General features: G+C 70.4%; 10 protein-coding genes. 3 read left to right on the top strand and 7 right to left on the bottom strand.

Going from position 1 to position 19,026, the window contains the following annotated elements; genetic code table 11:
* Positions 1-92 precede the first annotated feature (92 nt).
* Together treS and glgB are read left to right on the top strand one after the other, a co-directional pair.
* Positions 93-3,371, top strand: a complete 3,279-nt coding sequence (gene treS, locus MKL09_RS08670; RefSeq protein ID WP_244019536.1) for a maltose alpha-D-glucosyltransferase — start codon at positions 93-95, stop codon at positions 3,369-3,371.
* Complete coding sequence (gene glgB / locus MKL09_RS08675) at positions 3,368-5,653, top strand: 1,4-alpha-glucan branching protein GlgB (RefSeq protein ID WP_244019538.1); 2,286 nt, start codon at positions 3,368-3,370, stop codon at positions 5,651-5,653. The genes treS and glgB overlap by 4 nt, the downstream gene beginning before the upstream one ends.
* A 145-nt stretch (positions 5,654-5,798) precedes the next feature.
* Here glgB and glgA read toward each other — a convergent pair whose 3' ends face one another.
* On the bottom strand, positions 5,799-7,343 hold the full coding sequence (gene glgA, locus MKL09_RS08680) for a glycogen synthase GlgA (protein ID WP_244019540.1): 1,545 nt from the start codon (positions 7,341-7,343) through the stop codon (positions 5,799-5,801).
* A 227-nt stretch (positions 7,344-7,570) separates the two neighbouring features.
* Complete coding sequence (locus MKL09_RS08685) at positions 7,571-9,154, bottom strand: alpha-amylase family glycosyl hydrolase (RefSeq protein WP_244019542.1); 1,584 nt, start codon at positions 9,152-9,154, stop codon at positions 7,571-7,573.
* 324 nt (positions 9,155-9,478) lie between these two features.
* Between MKL09_RS08685 and MKL09_RS08690 the strand changes: the two genes are divergently transcribed.
* The gene (locus MKL09_RS08690; RefSeq protein WP_409566910.1) at positions 9,479-12,019 is read left to right on the top strand and encodes a glycogen/starch/alpha-glucan phosphorylase; all 2,541 of its coding nucleotides are present in this window, start codon (positions 9,479-9,481) and stop codon (positions 12,017-12,019) included.
* A gap of 112 nt (positions 12,020-12,131) precedes the next feature.
* Here the strand turns inward: MKL09_RS08690 and MKL09_RS08695 are convergent, their stop codons facing one another.
* From MKL09_RS08695 to MKL09_RS08715, 5 genes are all read right to left on the bottom strand, one after another.
* The gene (locus tag MKL09_RS08695; RefSeq protein WP_244019543.1) at positions 12,132-13,184 is read right to left on the bottom strand and encodes an SGNH/GDSL hydrolase family protein; all 1,053 of its coding nucleotides are present in this window, start codon (positions 13,182-13,184) and stop codon (positions 12,132-12,134) included.
* A gap of 38 nt (positions 13,185-13,222) precedes the next feature.
* The gene (locus MKL09_RS08700) at positions 13,223-14,146 is read right to left on the bottom strand and encodes a ferredoxin--NAD(+) reductase (protein WP_244019562.1); all 924 of its coding nucleotides are present in this window, start codon (positions 14,144-14,146) and stop codon (positions 13,223-13,225) included.
* 29 nt (positions 14,147-14,175) lie between these two features.
* Positions 14,176-14,580, bottom strand: a complete 405-nt coding sequence (locus MKL09_RS08705; protein WP_244019544.1) for a hypothetical protein — start codon at positions 14,578-14,580, stop codon at positions 14,176-14,178.
* A gap of 63 nt (positions 14,581-14,643) precedes the next feature.
* On the bottom strand, positions 14,644-17,562 hold the full coding sequence (locus MKL09_RS08710) for a sensor domain-containing phosphodiesterase (RefSeq protein WP_244019545.1): 2,919 nt from the start codon (positions 17,560-17,562) through the stop codon (positions 14,644-14,646).
* Between the two features lie 163 nt (positions 17,563-17,725).
* Positions 17,726-19,021 carry a M16 family metallopeptidase gene (locus MKL09_RS08715; RefSeq protein WP_244019546.1) on the bottom strand — a complete coding sequence of 432 codons (1,296 nt, stop codon included), beginning with the start codon at positions 19,019-19,021 and terminating at the stop codon, positions 17,726-17,728.
* Positions 19,022-19,026 lie beyond the last annotated feature (5 nt).

Here is a 19,026-nt window from a genome sequence, read left to right on the forward strand (position 1 = left end):
CGCCGCATCATGCGCCGCGCGGCCGATCGCCCGCGCCCCGGCCGGTTCCGCCCGCCGGTCCCAGTCCCTTCGACCGACGAGGCAGCGACGCGATGATCGATCGCAGCGACCCGCAATGGTACCGTGACGCCATCATCTACCAGATCCACGTCAAGTCGTTCTTCGACTCGAACGACGACGGGATCGGCGATTTCGAGGGGCTGACCCGGCGGCTCGACTATGTCCGCGACCTCGGGGTCACGGCGATCTGGCTGATGCCGTTCTACCCCTCGCCGCTGCGCGACGACGGCTACGACATCGCCGATTACGAGGGCATCAACCCGTCCTACGGGACCATGGAGGATTTTCGGGCCTTCGTGGCGGCGGCGCACGCGCGCGGCCTGCGGGTGATCACCGAGCTCGTGATCAACCACACCAGCGACCAGCATCCCTGGTTCCAGGCCGCCCGCGAGGCGCCGCCCGGCTCGCCCGAGCGCGATTTCTATGTCTGGTCGGACACCGACGAGCCGTACAGGGACACGCGGATCATCTTCCTCGACACCGAGGCCTCGAACTGGACCTGGGATCCGGTCGCCAAGCAGTATTTCTGGCACCGGTTCTACAGCCACCAGCCGGACCTGAACTTCGACAACCCGAAGGTGCTGGAAGCGGTCATCGCGACGATGCGCTACTGGCTCGACATGGGCGTCGACGGGTTGCGGCTCGACGCGATTCCCTACCTGATCGAGCGCGACGGCACGAACTGCGAGAACCTGTCCGAAACGCATGATGTGATCAAAAAAATCCGGGCGGCGCTGGATGCCAGCTATCCCGACCGGATGCTGCTGGCCGAGGCCAACCAGTGGCCGGAGGAGACCGCCCAGTATTTCGGCGACGGCGACGAATGCCACATGGCGTTCCACTTCCCGCTGATGCCGCGGATGTACATGGCGATCGCCCGGGAGGACCGGCACCCGATCACCGACATCATGCGCCAGACCCCGGAGATTCCCGAGGGCTGCCAATGGGCGATCTTCCTGCGGAATCACGACGAGCTGACCTTGGAAATGGTCACGGCCGAGGAGCGTGACTACCTCTGGTCGTTCTACGCCGCCGAGCGGCGCGCCCGGATCAATCTCGGCATCCGCCGTCGCCTCGCGCCGCTGCTCGAGAACGACCGGCGCAAGATCGAGCTGATGAAGTCCCTCGTCCTGTCGATGCCCGGCACGCCGGTGCTGTATTACGGCGACGAGATCGGCATGGGCGACAACATCTATCTCGGCGACCGCGACGGCGTGCGCACGCCGATGCAATGGACCCCGGACCGCAACGGCGGTTTCTCCCGGGCGAACCCGCAGCGGCTGTTCCTGCCGGCGATCCAGGACCCGATCTACGGCTTCGACGCGATCAACGTCGAGGCGCAGACCCAGTCGCAGACCAGCCTGCTGAACTGGACCCGGCGGATGATCGCGATCCGCAACAACAGCGTCGCGCTGGGCCGCGGCACGATCCAGTTCCTGTATCCGGGCAACCGCAAGGTTCTGGCCTGGATCCGCGAGCACGAGGACGAGCGGATCCTGTGCGTCGCCAACCTGTCGCGGGCGCCCCAAGCGGTGCAGCTCGACCTGTCGGAACTGCGCACCGCGGTGCCGATCGAGCTCACCGGCGGCACCGAGTTCCCGCCGATCGGCGACCTGCCCTACCTGCTGACCCTGCCGTCCTACGGCTTCTACTGGTTCAGCTTGAGCGCCGCCCGCTCGGGCGCGATCGGCCCGCAGCAGGAACCCCCGGAGCTGTTCACCCTGGTGCTCACCGGCGGCATCGAGAGCCTGATGTCGGGCCGCGAGCGCGTCGCCTTCGAGCGCACCGTGGTGCCGCCGTTCCTGACCAGCCGGCGCTGGTTCGGCGCCAAGGGCTCGCGGATCCGGTCCGTGAAGGTGATCGACTGTGCCGCCCTAAAGGACGTGGACGGCAGCGCCCGCTTCCTGCTGCCGCGCCTGCAGGTCCAGCTCGCCAACGGCGAATCCCAGGAGTACTTCGTGCCCGTGGGCGTCGAGGAGGGCCGCGAGGACGAGACGCTGCTGCCCTTCGCGGTGGCGCGGGTGCGCCGCGGGCCGCGGACCGGCCTGCTCTACGGCGCGGCCGGCTCCAACGCCTTCGCCGCCGGCCTGATCGACGCCATGCGCCAGGGCACCGCGATTCCCACGGAGAGCGGGCGGCTGGTCTTTTCCACCACCTCGGCCTTCGATCCGGATGTCACGGTGGACGTGGCCGACATCCGCCGACTGTCGGCGGAGCAGAGCAACACCTCGATCGCCATCGGCTCGAAGATGATGCTCAAGCTGCTGCGCCGCCTGCAGCCGGGGACGCATCCCGAGATCGAAGTCGGGCGCTTCCTCACCGAGCAGGCGGGTTTCTCCAACACGCCCGCGCTGCTCGGCACCCTCGAACACGTGGCCGAGGATGGCACGCGCACGGCCCTCGCGGTCCTGCAGAAATTCGTCATGAACCAGGGCGACGCCTGGACGCTGATGCTGGAGGGCCTGCGCCGGGACTTCGAGACCGTGGTGCTCACCCCCGAGAGCGAGGCGGTCAGCCCCGAGGAGGCGTTCCAGGCCCATGGGCCCTGGGCCGACCTGCTCGGCCGGCGCACCGCCGAGATGCACGCCGCCTTCGCCATGGAGACGGACGATCCGGCCTTCGCGGCCGAGGCCTTCGCCGAGGACGATCTGGCGGTGCTCGCCCGCGACGCACGCCACCAGGCCGAGCGGGCCTTCCGGGCGCTCAAAGGTCTCACGGAACGCGGCCTCGATGCCGGCAAGCCCGCCTGTGCGGCGCTGCTCCAGCGGCGGGCCGAGGTCGAGGCGCTGATCGAATCGCTCAGCGCCGAGCCGCCGCGCGGAGCCCACAAGATCAGGATCCACGGCGACTATCACCTGGGTCAGGTGCTGGTCTCCGAGAGCGACCTGATCATCGTCGACTTCGAGGGCGAGCCCTCGCGCCCGGCCGACGAGCGGCGGGCGAAGTCGATGCCGCTGCGCGACGTCGCCGGCCTGATGCGCTCCTTCGCGTACGGGGCCGAGACCGTGATCCGCGAGATCACCGTCCGGTTCGGCGATTCCGAGGCGCGGGCGCGGGACGCCGCCACGGCGTGGCGCGGCATGATCGAGGCGGCGTTCCTCACCGGCTACGAGACCGCCGTCGCGGGGACGCGGGCCGCCGTGACCGACCCGGCCACCCGGGCGCGGTTGCTGCGCCTCTGCCTGCTGACCAAGGCGCTCTACGAAGTCGATTACGAGGCCAACAACCGGCCGGACTGGATCGAAATCCCCGCCCGCGGGGTTCTCACCATTCTGGACACGGACGGACACGAGCCCGGAGTAACGGAATGACGCCGATCGACGAGACCTTCGCACCGCGGCTCGACCCGGAAGCGGCGAGCGCGCGGAACGCGGACGTCCCGCATTCCGGAGCCGCCTCGGCGCCGCCGAGTGTCCACCCGGACGCGATCGCCGCGCTGATGAGCGCCAGCCACGGCGACCCGTTCTCCGTGCTCGGCCCCCACCGGGTCGGCCCGAACGCCTGGGAGGTCCGCGCCGTCCTGCCCGAGGCGCGCTCCGCCGCCCTGGTGACGAGCGCGCGCACCGTGCCGTTCGAGAAGCGGCACCCGGACGGGTTCTACGTCGCCAAGGTCGAGGGCGAGGGCCGGCCGCTCTACGAGATCGAGGTCGAGTTCTGGGACGGGACCAAGAAGCGGCGCTTCGATCCCTACGGCTTCGGCTCCTCGATCGAGCCCTACGACGTCGCGACCCTGCGCGAGGTCGGCACCAACCTGGTCTACCGCATGCTCGGCGCCCAGTCGGGTCAGCTCGACGGTATCGACGGCTTCCGCTTCGCCGTGTGGGCGCCCAACGCCCGCAAGGTCAGCGTCGTGGGCGATTTCAACGACTGGGACGGGCGGCGTCATCCGATGCGCCTGTGGCAGGAAGGCGGGATCTGGGAGGTGTTCGTGCCCGGCCTCAAGGCCGGCGAGCGCTACAAGTTCGAGATCCGCGGTCCCGACGGCGCCCTGATCCCGCTCAAGGCCGATCCGGTCGCCTTCGCGGCCCAGCACCCGCCTGAGACCGCCTCGGTCACCCACGGGACCGGCGCGTTCGACTGGCGCGATTCCGGCTGGATGAGCACCCGCGGCGCCAAGGATCCGCGCCACGCCGCAATCTCGATCTACGAGGTCCATCTGGGCTCCTGGGCGCGGGTGCCCGAGGAGGGCAACCGCTACCTCACCTACAAGGAGCTGGGCGACCGGCTGATCCCCTACGTCAAGGATATGGGCTTCACCCATATCGAGATGCTGCCGATCACGGAGTTCCCGTTCGACGGGTCCTGGGGCTACCAGCCGGTCTCGCTGTTCGCCCCGACCAGCCGCTTCGGCACGCCCGAGGATTTCGCCGCCTTCGTGGACGCCGCCCACGAGGCCGGCATCGGCGTGATGCTCGACTGGGTGCCCGGCCACTTTCCGCTGGATGCGCACGGGCTCGGCCTGTTCGACGGCACGCACCTCTACGAGCACGCCGACCCGCGCCAGGGCTTCCACCAGGATTGGGGCACCTACATCTACAATTTCGGCCGGACCGAGGTCGCGACCTTCCTGGCCGCCAACGCCCGGTTCTGGCTGGAGCACTACCACCTCGACGGCCTGCGCGTGGATGCCGTGGCGTCGATGCTCTACCTCGACTATTCGCGCCGGCAGGGCGAGTGGATCCCGAACCGCTACGGCGGCAACGAGAACCTCGACGCGATCGACTTCCTGCGCAAGACCAACGAGGCGACCTACAGCCACGCCCCGGGCACGATCACGGTGGCGGAGGAATCGACCTCCTGGCCGGGTGTCTCGCACCCGACCTACACGGGCGGCCTCGGCTTCGGCTTCAAGTGGAACATGGGCTGGATGCACGACACGTTGAAATACGTGTCGGAGGATCCGATCCACCGCCGCTACCACCACCACAACCTGACCTTCGGGCTGCTTTACGCCTTTTCGGAGAATTTCATCCTGCCGCTGTCCCACGACGAGGTCGTGCACGGGAAGGGCTCGCTGCTCGGCAAGATGCCCGGTGACCGCTGGCAGAAATTCGCGAACTTGCGCGCCTATTTCGGCTTCATGTGGGGGCATCCCGGCAAGAAGCTGCTGTTCATGGGCGGCGAGTTCGGCCAGGAGCGGGAGTGGAACCACGATAACAGCCTGGACTGGCACCTGCTCGACGATCCCCTGCACAAGGGCGTCAAGGATGCGGTCCGGGACCTCAACCGGCTCTACGTCTCGACCCCGGCCCTCCATGCCCGGGACGTCGAGCACACCGGGTTCCAGTGGCTGGTGGCCGACGATCAGGACAACAGCGTCATCGCCTGGGCCCGCAAGGGCGCCAATCCCGGCGAGGTCGCGATCGTGGTGTCGAACTTCACCCCGATCCCCCGGGAGGGCTACCGCGTCGGCGTGCCGGAGGCGGGCTTCTACCGCGAGGCGTTCAACTCGGACGCGGCCGTCTACGGCGGCTCGAACCTCGGCAACAACGGCGGCGGCCACACCGACGGCCAGGCGAGCCACGGCCAGGCCCAGTCCCTGTCGCTGACCCTGCCGCCGCTGGCGACGATGATCTTCGTGCTGGAGCGATAGGAACTCGTCCCCGTAGGTCACGGATCCGAAAGGTCCGTGACCTTTCGCGGGTCCAGGGCGGAGCCCTGGTGTCGGGCTTCGCCCAATCCATCGAGGCTCCGCCCCGACACCCCGCCAAAGGGCTGAGCCCTCTGGAAACCCGGCCTTACGCCGCCCGCCAGCGCAGCGCCGGGCTGTTGCCGATGGCGCGGGCGTAGAGCCCGGCATAGTTGTCGGCGGCCTGATCCCAGCCGAACCGGGCCACCATGGCGCGCCGGCGCATGGCGTTGAGCCGCTTCTTCTGGCCGAACGCCTCGAACGCCCGGCGGACCGCGGACCCGAACGCGGAGGCCGTGGCCTCCGGGAAGGTGAAGCCCGTCACCCCGTCCTCGACCGTGTCGGCGAGGCCCCCGGTGCGGTGCACGATCGGCAGGGAGCCGAAGCGCTGGGCGTACATCTGGGCGAGCCCGCAGGGCTCGAACCGCGAGGGCATCAGCAGGAAGTCGCTGCCCGCGAACATCCGCCTTGCCTGGGCCTCCTCGAAGCCGACATGCACCCCGACGGCGTCGGGGTGGCGCTTGGACAGGCCGCGCAGGGCTTGCTCGAACCGGCCCTCGCCCTGGCCGATCACCACCAGCTGGCCGCCCTCGGCCACGATCGCCTCGGCCGCCTGCAGGCTCAGGTCGATGCCCTTCTGGTGCACCAGCCGGGATACGATCGCGAAGAGCGGCCCGCGGGAGACCGCCAGCCCGAATTGCTGGCGCACCGCCTCGGCATTGGCCCGCTTGCCCTTCCAGTCGTCGACCTCGAACCGGGTGGCGAGGTGCCGGTCGGTGCTGGGATCCCAGGTCTCGTCGATGCCGTTGAGGATGCCGGCTAACCGGCCCTGGCCGGCGCGGGTGCGCAGCAGCCCGTCGAGGCCGCAGCCCATCTCGGGGGTCTGGATCTCCCGTGCGTAGGTCTCGCTCACCGTGGTGACCTGCGAGGCGTAGAAGATCCCGGCCTTGAGGAACGACAGCTGGCCGTAGAACTCGGCGCCGTCGACCTGGAAGGCCGAGTCCGGCACGCCGAGGCGGCCCAGGCTGTCGCGGGGGAACAGGCCCTGATAGGCGAGGTTGTGGATCGTCAGCACGCTCGGGATGCGCCGGCCGCGCCAGGCCAGGTAGGCCGGGGCCAGGGCCGCCTGCCAGTCGTTGAGGTGCAGCAGGTCCGCCGCCCAGTCGGAATCGGCACCGGCGGCGATCTCCGCGGCCGCGAGGCTGAGGCGGGCGAAGCGCAGGTCGTTGTCGCCGAAATCGCCGTGGGCGTCGCCGTAGGGCGTGCCGTCGCGCTCGTACAGGTCGGGCGCCAGCAGGACGTAGATGCGCAGGCCGTCGGCCGCCTCGACTAGGCCGAGGTCGCAGGGCGGGACGCCCGCGAGGCCCTCGAGCCGGGCGACCACCGGGATGTCGGGGAACGCGGCGCGGACCTGGCGGTAGCCGGGGATCAGCACGCGGATATCGTAATGCGGCACCAGGGCCCGGGGCAGGGTGGCCGAGACCTCGCCGAGACCGCCGGTCTTCACAAAGTCAGCCATCTCCGGGGTGGCGTAGAGGATGCGGCGGCGCAACGAGGCCGGCCGGGCCGGATTGGTGAAGTGCTGCGCGGCGGCGGTGCCGCTCTCACCGAAGGCGTCATCGGCCAGGGAGCAACCGCGAAGCGCGTCGTGCATCGGCATCGATCCTGGCCGGGCGGGATGCCCCGGTCGGGCAGAGGTTCGGGCAGACACCGCTGTCACGACCTCAACCATGTCCAATGCTCCTCAGCCGCAGCAGTTCCGCTGCGACGCACAATTTAGGCCAGGAATTGCCTTAAGCATCGGTTACAGATTCGGCCACAGCCTGATGACTGCGCTGCACTGCGACAAGAGATGGCAGGGGCGGGCTCCAGGCCACCTCGTCAGCCCCGGCGAAGGATCACCCCCTCGGCGGGTCCGAGGGCCAAAGTCGCCCGGGCGGGTTCCCCCGCACGCCCGGCCAACGTCGAGAGCAGCACGATCCAGTCGCCCTCGGGCAGCGGCAGCGTTTCTGCGGCGGCGCCGAAGTTCAGGAGCACGCGCAGTGTCTCGCCGTCGGTGAAGCGCTCGTAGGCAAACACGTCCGCGGTCTCCACGGGCACGCCTCGGTAGTCGCCGACCGCGAGCGCTGCGTGGTCGCGCCGCAGCGCCAGGAGCCGCCGGTGCAGGGTCAGCATCGAGGCGGGGTCCGAGCGCTGGGCCTCGACGTTGCGGGTCGGCCAATCCTCCGAAAGGGGTAGCCATGGCTCGGCGGTGGAGAAGCCGGCTTTCGGCGCCTCGTCCCACTGCATCGGCGTGCGCTCCGGGTCGCGGCCATGCCCGGGCTCGTTGCGCTCCCAGGGATCCCGGGCGCGCCCCGGGGGAATCGGGACGCGGCCGAGGCCGAGCTCGTCGCCGTAATAGAGGGTCGGAGTGCCGCGTAAGGTCAGCAGCAGCATCGCGGCGATCCGCGCCTGGGCCTCGCCCACCCGGGCGGCGATCCGCGGCTGGTCGTGGTTGCCCAGCACCCAGTTCGGCCAGCCGCCCTCGGGCAGCGCCGCCTCGTAATTGGCCACCAGGTCGGCGACCGCGTCGGCCCGCCACGGGGTCTGGATCAGCTGGAAGTTGAAGGGCAGGTCGGCGCCGGTGAGATCCGGACCGTAATAGGCCACCAGCCGCTCGATCGGCAGGTAGATCTCCCCGATCAGGACCCGCTCGCCGTACTGGCGCAGCACCGCCCGCATCCCGGCGATCACGTCGAACACCTCCGGGCGGTCGGCGGAATAGACCTGGGTGAAGCGGTTGATCTCGGGCGTACCCGGCGCGTAGTCGGGATTGGCCGGGTTGTCGCGAAATCCCGCATCCTTCATCAGGTGCCAGATCACGTCGACCCGGAACCCGTCGACCCCGCGCTCCAGCCAGAAGCGGAGCGCATCGTGCATGGCCTCGCGCACGGCGGGGTTGCGCCAGTTCAGGTCCGGCTGCTCGGTCAGGAAGGCGTGGTAGTAGTACTGGCCGGTGGCGTCATCGAGGGTCCAGGCCGGGCCGCCGAAATTCGAGACCCAGTTGTTCGGCGGACCGCCCCCCGGGGCCGGGTCGCGCCAGATGTACCAGTCCCGCTTCGGGCTCGACCGCGACGACCGGCTCTCCGCGAACCACGGATGCGCGATCGAGGAATGGTTGGGCACGAAGTCGAGGATCACCTTCAGCTTGCGCCGGTGCGCCTCCGCGATCAGCGCGTCGAAATCGGCCAGCGTGCCGAACAGCGGGTCGATGCCGCAGTAATCGGCCACGTCGTAGCCGAAATCCGCCATGGGCGAGGGGTAGACCGGCGAGATCCACACCGCGTCGACCCCGAGCCAGGCGAGGTAATCCAGCCGCGCCGTGATGCCGGGCAGGTCGCCGACCCCGTCGCCGTTCGTGTCCTGGAACGAGCGGGGATAGACCTGGTAGACGGTCCCGCGCTTCCACCAGACGGTCTCGGTCATGCTGCGCCTCGCGAATCCCCGACGCACGGTTAACTGCTGAGCCGCGCGCTGGCGACGGCTCAGATGCGCGCGTCGGGGGGCTGGCCACGCCGGACGTTGTGTCTAGAATGTCACGTAGTCGCGCCATATCTCTGGCCGCGCAGTCGTACGCCCCGGTCGGTGCGGCGCTGCCACGACTTCGCCCGGAAACCGGTCGCACATTTGCGGCTTCGGGGCACGGATCGCCGAGACGTTCATTCGCTGGCAATCCGTCAAAAGAGATAATCCGCCCACGATAGCCCTGGCGCTAGAAATCCGGGGCGCTGACTTTTGGGGGACCCGCACGTGCTGAACGACGTTCTCACTCCGCCCGCCCAGCGGGAAACCTTGCGCGACGACAGCGCTTCCGAGATCCCGACGACCGCCGCCTGGATCGCACCACTCCTGTCCGAGACCGGCGATTCCGTGGTCGACCTGCGAGAGTCGATCCGCGCCAAGCTCACCTTCGCGCTGGGCCGGACGCCCGAGACCGCCCGCCCGCGCGACTGGTTCGTCGCGACCGCGATGGCCCTGCGCGAGCGGATCGTGACGGCCTGCATGGCCTCCGAGAAGGCCGTGCCGAACAAGCGGGTCTACTACCTTTCGCTCGAATTCCTCATCGGCCGGCTGATGTCGGACGCGATGAACAACCTCGGCCTCACCGACACGACCCGGGCGGCGCTCCGGGAACTCGGGGTCGATCTCGACGCCGTGCAGGATGCCGAGCCCGACGCGGCGCTCGGCAATGGCGGCCTCGGCCGGCTGGCCGCCTGCTTCATGGACAGCATGGCCAGCATCGGCATCCCGGCGGTCGGCTACGGCATCCGGTACGACCATGGCCTGTTCCGCCAATCCTTCGAGGACGGCTGGCAGCGCGAGGCGCCGGAGACTTGGCTGGCCGAGGGCAACCCCTGGGAGTTCGCCCGGCCCGACGCGACCTACACGATCGGCTTCGGCGGCACCGTCACCCTGTCCTCCCCCGGCGAGGGCGTGATCCGCCGCCACTGGCAGCCCGCCGAGACCGTGCGGGCGGTCGCCCACGACATCCCGGTGGTCGGCTGGCGCGGGCGCCACGTCAACCGGCTGCGCCTGTGGAAGGCGGAGGCCGGCGAGCCGGTCGATCTTGGCCGCTTCAACGACGGCGACCATGTCGGCGCGGTCGCGGCGCGCATGCGCGCCGAGGCGATCTCCCGGGTGCTCTATCCGAGCGATTCGTCGGCGGACGGGCAGGAGCTGCGCCTGCGCCAGGAATACTTCTTCACCTCGGCCTCGCTCCAGGATCTCATCGCCCGGCACGTGACCGAGCGCGGCGACGTGCGCTCCCTGCCCGACCACGCCGCGATCCAGCTCAACGACACCCACCCGGCCATCGCGGTGCCGGAGCTGATGCGCATCCTCATGGAGAACCACGACCTCTCCTGGGAGGATGCGTGGCACGTCACCACCAACACGCTGAACTACACCAACCACACCCTGCTGCCCGAGGCGCTGGAGACCTGGCCGGTGGAGCTGATGGAGCGGCTGCTGCCGCGCCACATGCAGATCATCTACCTGATCAACTGGATGCACCTGGAAGAGCAGGCCAAGCACGGCCGCCAGGACGCCGCCCATCAGGACGCCGCCTACCTGGCCTCGATCTCGCTGATCGACGAGGCCCACGGCCGGCGGGTGCGGATGGGGCACCTGGCCTTCCACGGCGCCCGCCGGGTCAACGGCGTCTCGGCGCTGCACACCGACCTGATGCGGTCGACGGTGTTCGCGCCGCTGCACGCGCTCGACTCGGACAAGATCGTCAACAAGACCAACGGCATCACCTTCCGGCGCTGGCTCCACAACGCCAATCCGGGCCTGACCCGGCTCGCCGTGGAGACGGTGGGCGCCGGCGTGCTCGACAACCCCGAGTTGCTCCGGGGCCTCGAGGCCCATGCCGAGGATCCGGCCTTCGTGGCGCGCTACGCCGCCGTGCGCCGGCAGCGCAAGGAGGCGCTCGCCAAGGTCGTGGCCGAGCGCACCGGCATCGACATCGACCCGGACGCGCTGTTCGACGTCCAGGTCAAGCGCATCCACGAATACAAGCGCCAGCTGCTCAACGTCGTCGAGACGGTGGCGCTCTACCAGGCGATCAAGGCCGAGCCGCACCGGGACTGGACGCCCCGGGTCAAGATCTTCGCCGGCAAGGCGGCGCCGAGCTATGTCCGGGCCAAGCTGATCATCAAGCTCGCCTGCGACGTGGCCAAGGCGGTGAACGACGACCCGGAGGTCGCGGGCCGGCTGAAGGTGGCGTTCCTGCCGAACTACTCGGTGAGCTTGGCCGAGACGATCATCCCGGGCGCCGACCTGTCGGAGCAGATCTCTACCGCCGGCATGGAGGCGTCGGGGACCGGCAACATGAAGTTCGCCCTCAACGGCGCGCTCACGGTCGGCACGCTGGACGGCGCCAATATCGAGATCCGCGACCATGTCGGGGCGGACAACATCTTCATCTTCGGCCTCGACGCTGCCGGGGTGCAGGCGCGGGAGGCCGAGCCGGGCTACGCCGCGAAGGCGATCCAGGCCTCGCCGCGGCTGGCGGCGGCGCTGGACATGATCGCCTCCGGGCGGTTCTCGCCGGAGGAGCCGGGCCGGTTCCGGCCGCTCACCGACGACCTGCGCCAGCGCGACCAGTACCTGCTCACCGCCGATTTCGACGATTACTGGCGGGTGCAGCGCGCGATCGACGCCGCCTGGCGCGACCCGCGCGGCTGGTGGGCCAAGGCGATCCGCAACACCGCCCGGATGGCGTGGTTCTCGTCCGACCGGTCGATGCGCGAATACGCCGAGGAGATCTGGCGCGTCCGCCTGGGCTGAATGAAGTCCCGGTTTCGAAAGGAAGTCCTGGTTTCGAAAGGTCTCGGACCTTTCGCGGGTCCAGGGCAGAGCCCTGGTGTCGGGCTCCGCCCCGACACCCCGCCCAAGGGCCTCAGGCCCTTGGGAAACCCGTGAGCCGACGCAGGTTGCGTAGAAGCCGGTGGCGGATCAACGCCGCGTGCTCGGCGAGCCCGAGCCTGCGCCGGAAGAACACGTGCGACACGCGCCCGAGCCGTGGGCCCCGGTCCGGCTCGCCCTTGCGCAGGGCGATGTCCGGTAGCGCCGCCGACTGCGCGATCCTCAGGGTCCAGGCGGACGGAAACACGGCGCTGCGGTAGACCGAGCGCGTATAGTACGAAAATTCGTCGTAGGCGGTGATCGCGCGGGCCCGCCCGGTCGCCGGATCCTGGACCATCAGGGTGCCGGCCTGGGGGCCGTAGGTGACCAGGGCGCCGATCACGTAACGCGGCCGCCCGAGCGGGATCTCGACACGCGCGCCTTCGGGAATCTCCAGGAAATGCAGCGGGATGCCGTTGCGGCGCAGCTCGAATCGGCAGGCGAAGCCGGGGAGGGTGCGCAGGACCAGGGAGTCGAACCGGACCGGCAAGCCCCGGAACCGGTCGATATAGGCGCGGCCCGGGGGCGGCGCCCGCATCAGGGCGTAGACCAGGGTGCCGTAGAGCTCGGCCCCGGCCGGGGCGACATGGGTCCCGTCCTTCAGCAGGTAGGTGATGTCGCCCGCCCCCGCTTCGGCCACCGGGGCGGCGATGTCGAGATACGGGATGCCGTAGAGGGCGCGGTATTCGGCGAGCAGGCCGGCGACAGGCTCGGCCGCGTAATCGACCCCGCCCTGGTGGAGGTTGAGGAAGGCGACCGGCAGGTTCCGGCGGGCGGTGGCTGCCAGGATGTCGTCCAGGTAGGCCCGCATCGTCGCGCCGTCGAAGTAGCGGACGTTGCCGGTGAACAGCTCCAGCAGGACGTGGTCGCAGGGACAAGCGTCGAGGATTTCGTCGATCAGGCAGGCGATCGAGGGCAGGGAGTGGCCGCCCCAGCCGCTGCACAGGAAGGTGACCGGCCGCCCCTCCGCCGCGGCCAGGGCGTTGGCCCGCTCGACATAGCCCGGCAGCTCCGTGACGCTGTAGCCGAGGCAGAGCACGCGGCGCATCGGGGGATCCGCTCGACCGGGCGCCGGGACCGCGGGGTTCAGTCGAGCACGATCGGGTAGCAGCGCGCGCCCACCGCGGCGGCGAGCACCTGCACGGCGCCGACGGTGGCGATGTCGCCGGCGACGTGCACGACGTCGGTGGCGCGCAGGCTCGGCAGGTGGGCGGTGAGCGGGCCGGAGCGCACGTCCGGCGGTCGCTGGCGCCCGCGGTCGGCGCAGAGCACGATCCGGCCGACGCCGGTGCAGCGCAGCCAGTCCAGGCTCTCGCGCATGTAGAGGTCGAGGGCGTCGCGGGCGCCCACCGCGAGCGCCATCTCGCGGGCGGGCTCGCTATAGCGGGCCGCCCGGGCGATCGACCAGATCGGGCCGAAGCCGGCCCCGGCCGCCACCAGCACGAGGCGCCCGCCGCCGGGCCGGTACTGGCCGCGGCCGACGGGGCCCTTCAGGCGCACGGGCTGATCGAGGCGGATCGCGTCGACCGGGCCGCCCTCGGGATCCCGGGGGATGTGGAACACCGCCTCGTTGATCTCGGCGGAACCATCGACCCGCAGGGTCGGGGCCAGGGTCAGGGCGGGCAGGCCCGCGAAGGTGACGAGGGCCTGGTGGCCGGGTTCGAGGTTCGGGCGCCGGGTCAGGGTCGCCACCACCTCGACGATGCCGGGGCAGAGCCGGCGGATCTCCGAGACGGTACCCTTGCGGATCGCCACCGGCGGGGGCGGGGCCTCCTCCTGGCCCAGGATCGGGGCGTCGGGCAAGCTCGGGCGCAGGGCCTCGGCCCGGGCCCGGCGGGCCGGGGGCCGGCGGCTCGAGGGCGCGGCATTGCCCTGGCCGGCACTCTGGTTGGCGAGCTGCGCCTGCACGGGCGCGATCATGCCTTCGGCGAGGGCCGCTTCGAGCGGCGTGTCGCCGGTCGAGACGCGCACCGACCGGCCGTTGACGACGAGCGAGCAGCGCGCGCCCATGGCCGTACCCCGCTTGGTCTGGAGAGGGATCACCGGGCGCGGATCAGCAGGGTGTCGACCAGGGACGCCCAGCGCTCGCGGGTCGCCCGGACGTCGTCGCTCGCCGCGGACTCGGTCAGGAGCTGGCGCTGCGCCCGAAGGGCCTCGACCTCCTGCCGCTGAGCCCGGAGCACCGCCTTCATCACCTGCAGCTCGGTCTCGAGCCGGGCGATCTCGTCGGCGTCGTCAAGATCCTCGGACAGGTCGTCCTGGGAGGCGCCGGAGACCCGCGCCTCCTGGCCGGGCAGGGGAAGCCGGGTGCGGGCCTGCTGCTCCAGCCGGACCGGCCGGGCGATCAGACGCCGCACGAGATCCGAGCTGCCCGCCTGCTGGTAACGCCTCGCCGCCTCGGCCATCCGCCCATCCCCATCCCGGGCGCCGGAGCGCCAATCCATCAACAGGAGCTTGCGCGGACATGGTTAAGGGGGGCTTAAACTCATCGGGCGACTTGCCGGCTCTCAGGCCGCCTCCGGCGCCGCCCCGACGATCTGGCGGGCCTGGAGCAGGGTCATCGGCTCGCCGAAGGCGGGGCCCAGCGCGTATTCGCAGCCGAGACCGGCCAGCGCCTGGGCGTCGCTCTCCGATTCGCAGCCCTCGGCCACGATGGCGAGGTTCAGTTCGCTCGCCATCCGGACGATCGAGCGCAGGATCGCGGTCTGGCCGGTGCCGATCTGGCGCACGAAGGTGGCGTCGACCTTGATCGTGTCGAACGGGAAGCGCTGGAGATAGGACAGGGCCGAGTAGCCGGTGCCGAAATCCGACAGGCACAGGCCGGCCCCGAGGTCGTGGATCCGGGCCAGCATCTGGGCGGCGTATTCCGGGTTCTCCATCACCAGGCTCTCGCTGAATTCCAGCTTGAGCGAGCCGGGGAGCGCCCCGGAGCGGGCCAGCACGGTCTTCACGTCGTGCAGCAGGTCGTGGCGCAGGAGCTGGCGTGAGGACAGGTTGCAGGCCGCGAAGATCGGCGGCTCGACCTCGAGGGAGCGCTGCCAGGCGGCGAGCTCCAGGGCGGTGCGCTCCAGGGCGAAGATGCCGAGATTGACGATGAAGCCGCTCTCTTCGGCGAGCGGCATGAAGGTCGAGGCCGGGATGCGCCCGAGCTTCGGGTGGTCCCAGCGCAAAACGGTCTCGAACCCCGCCACGGTGCGGTCCTCGAGCCGGACCACCGGCAGGAACAGCACCCGCAGCTCGTTGCGCTCGATCGCCTTGCGCAGGTCGCTCTCCAGCATCAGCCGGTCGGAGCGGTCGGTGCGCATGTGGGCGCGGAACACCTCGATCCGGTCGCCGCCGTTGCGCTTGGCCTGGATCATGGCGATCTCGGCGCTCTTGAACACCTCGTCGCGCTTGAGGTTGGCCCCCGCCTCGTAGAGGGCCAGCCCGATCGAGACGGTGAGGAAGATCTCCCGGTCGGCGTAGGTGATCGGCGTGGCGATCGCCCGGCGGATCATCTCGGCGAAGGCCAGGATCCGGTCGGGGTCGCGCTCGGACAGCAGGATCACCGCGAACTCGTCGCTGGAAATCCGGGCCAGGCTGTCCTGCGGCCGCAGCAGGCGGCCGAGCCGGCGGGACAGGGTCAGCAGGATCGAATCGCCCGCCGACAACCCGATGGCGTCGTTGATGCCCTTGAACCGGTCGACATCCAGCACGATCACGGTGGGCTTGAGCCGCTGGTCCTGGCCGGCGAAAGCCAAAGCCGCGTCGAGGCGGTCGCCGAACAGCTCGCGGTTGGGCAGGCCGGTGAGGCTGTCGTGCACGGCGTCGTGGAGCAGGCGCTCCTCGGCGGTCTTGATCTCGGTCACGTCCGCGATGGTGCCGACCACGCGGATCACCTCGCCGTCGGCGCCGATCACCGGCCGGGCCTTCAGCCGGTACCAGAAATAGGTGCCGGCGGCCGAGCGCAGGCGGAAATCGTGGACGATGCGCCCGCGCCTTTCCTCGATCACCGTGTCGAGGGCCGCCGAGTAGCGCTCCACATCGAACGGGTGGAGCGTGCCGAGCCAGTTCGTCGCCGGGCCCTCCAGGGTGCCCCGGGGCAGGCCCAACTGCGCCTCGATCTCGGGGCCCGCAAAGACCCGGTCGGCGGGCACGTCCCAGTCGAACACCACGTCGCCCGCGCCGGTGAGCGCCAGCGCCCGCCGCTCGGTGTCCGAGACCAGGGCGTGGCTGAGGCCGCCGCCCGCGAAGGCGTGCTGGAGTACCGTGAAGCCGATCAGCATCACGATCAGCACGAGGCCGCCGATGAGCGCCGGCTGCACCAGGTCGCTGCCGATCTGGCCGGTGACCGCGAAGCCGGCGGCCGTCACCCAGACCACCAGCAGCAGCCAGGTCGGCACCAGCAGGATGGCGCGGTCGTAGCCGTTATGGGCGGCCAGGTAGACGATCAGCAGCAGGCCGATCCCCGCCACCGCGGCGATGGAGATGCGCGCCACGCCCGCGGCCACCGGCGGATCGAACACCGCCAGCCCGACGAGGCCGGCCAGGAAGGCGAGCCAGAAGAACGCCACGTGGCTGTAGCGCACGTGCCAGCGGGCGAGGTTCAGGTAGGCGAACAGGAACACCAGCAGCGTCGCCCCGAGCACCGCCTCGGCGGAGGCCCGGTAGACCCGCTCGGCGAGCTCGGTGACGGGAAACACCCGCTGGAGGAAGCCGAAATCGATGCAGGCATAGGCCAGCACCGACCAGGCCAAAGCCGCGGCCGCCGGGAAGATGATCGCGCCCTTGACCACGAACACGATGGTCAGGAACAGGGCGAGCAGGCCGCTGATGCCGATGATGATGCCCTTGTACAGGGTCAGCCCGGCGGTCTTGCGGCGATAGGCGTCCTGATCCCACAGGTGCAGCTGCGGGACGTTGGGGCCGCGCAGCTCGGCGACGTAGGTGACGGTCGTGCCGGGATCCAGCGTGATGGTGAACTGGTCGGCTTCCGGGTTCTCGTCGCGCTCCGGGCGGATGCCCTGGCTCGCCGTGATGGCGGCGATCCGCGAGCCACCGAGATCGGGCCAGATCACCCCGGAATCCACCAGCCGGAAATGCGGCGCCACCAGGATGCGGTCGATCTGCTCGTCGGTGTCGTTGGTGAGCGCGAACACGATCCAGTCGGGCCGGGCGCCGGCGTCGCGCGCCTTCACGACGATGCGGCGGACGATGCCGTCCTTGCCGGGCGCCGTCGAGATCTGGATCAGATCGCCGTCCGAGCGATAGCGCTCGATCGCGGTGGTCAGGTCTATTACCGGCGCGTCGAGGGTGACGCGCACCGCCTCGACGGCCAGGGCCGGGGCGCTCGCCGAGACGGCCAGCGACAGGGCACCGACCAGGGTCAGGAGGAGGGCGAGGATGCGCAAGGGTGTCTTGAGTTCCGGCCGTGCGAGCTTCGGCATCGGCCACCCGGGCGGCCGCGATCGATAGGAGGGCCCCGACCCCGGGGCAGCCGCCCCGGTCCGGATCCGGACTCCGCGGATCGCGCCCCTTTGCGGCCAAATCAAGTTGGGTGCGGCGGGGAGGCGGCCGCCCGGGGTCGCTTGTCCATAGAGGCAGTGGATTTCAGGCCGCGCCGAGGGCGGCGGCGATCCGGTCGAGGGCGGGCAGCTTGCGGATCGGGCCGATCGCCGCGAGCGTCGGCGCGCCCTTCAGCATGGCAGCCGCGGCCGCCCGCACGTCGGCGACCGTGACGGCGTCGATCTTGTCGATCACCTCACCCGCCGGGATCACCCGGCCCCAGGCCAGGATCTGGCGGGCGTTGCGCTCGATGCGCCCGCCGGGCGTCTCCAGCGCCGAGAGCAGCGACACCTTCAGCTGCGCCTTGGCCCGGGCGATCTCGGGCTCGGCGAGGTCCCGGGCGGCCCGGGCCGTGGCCGCGAGCGTCACCTCGACGAGTTCGGGCAGGTCCGCCCCGGCGGTGCCGGCGCCGATGCCGAAGAGGCCGCAATCGGAGAACGGCCAGTGGAAGGCCTGGATCTCGTAGGCGAGGCCGCGGGTCTCGCGCACCTCCTGCCAGAGCCGGGAGGTCAGGCCGCCGCCGAGCACCTGCGCGAACATGTGCAGCGCGTAGTAGCGGTCGTCCCGGAACGACAGGCCGGGCAGGCCGATCACGACGTTGGCCTGTTCGAGCTTGCGCGGCATCCGCCGCTCGCCGCCGCCGTAGAGCCCCGGCACCGCGGCCGGCGCTACTGTCGCCGGCAGGGCGCCGAAATGGCGCTCGGCGGCCGCGACGATCGCCTCGTGGGTCACCGCGCCGGCGCCGGCCACGACGATGCGGTCCGGCGTGTATTCCCGGGCGAGGTAGGCGCGGATCCCGGCCTCGTCGAAGCTCCGGATCGTCTCGGGCCGACCCAGGATCGGCCGGCCGACTGGCTGGTCCGGGAAGGCGGCTTCCGTGAAGGCGTCGTAGACCACGTCGTCGGGGGTGTCCTCGACGGCGGCGTATTCCTGCAGGATCACGCCCTTCTCCCGGGCGAGCTCGCCGGCATCGAACACCGAATCGGTGAGGATGTCGCCGATCACGTCGAGGGCGAGGCCGGCATCCTCGCCGAGCACCCGGGCGGTGTAGCTCGTCCCCTCCGTGGAGGTGGCGGCGTTGATCTCGCCGCCGACATTCTCGATCTCCTCGGCGATTCTCTGGGCCGAGCGCGTGCGGGTGCCCTTGAACGCCATGTGCTCGATGAGGTGGGACAGCCCGGCCTCGTCGGCGCGCTCGTTGCGCGAGCCGGCCCCGACCCAGACGCCGAGGCTCGCGGTCGCGACCCCCGGCATCGGCTCGGTCACCACCGTCACGCCGTTCGCAAGCCGGGTCGTGCGCAGGGACGGGGAGGCGGCGTGCGTGGTGAAATGCTGGTTCATCGCGG

Source organism: Methylobacterium sp. J-048 (assembly GCF_022829515.1).
In the GTDB taxonomy this organism is placed as follows: Bacteria; Pseudomonadota; Alphaproteobacteria; order Rhizobiales; family Beijerinckiaceae; genus Methylobacterium.